1 pseudogene is annotated in these 228 nt (G+C 53.9%); it reads left to right on the top strand.

The features are described from left to right. Window positions 1–2: 2 nt before the first annotated feature. Window positions 3–228: pseudogene (locus HMPREF3139_RS11195) on the top strand (transposase); the annotation flags it as partial.

The raw sequence follows: 228 nt of genomic DNA on the forward strand, positions 1-228 counted from the left end.
ACATCACCCCCGCCAATACCCATGAGTGCAACCACCTGTCGCCTTTGCTGGAAGGGATAGCCGAAGGTACGGCCGTCTATGCCGACAAAGGCTATGACAGTGCGGAAAACCGGCAACATCTGAAAGAGCATCGGCTGCAGGACGGCATTATGCGCAAAGCCCACCGTAACCATCCGTTGTCGGAAGCGCAAACTAAACGCAACCGATATTTGTCAAAGACCCGTTATG

Origin of the sequence: Neisseria sp. HMSC15G01 (assembly GCF_001808255.1) — a bacterium.
Taxonomy (GTDB): Bacteria; Pseudomonadota; Gammaproteobacteria; order Burkholderiales; family Neisseriaceae; genus Neisseria; species Neisseria subflava_A.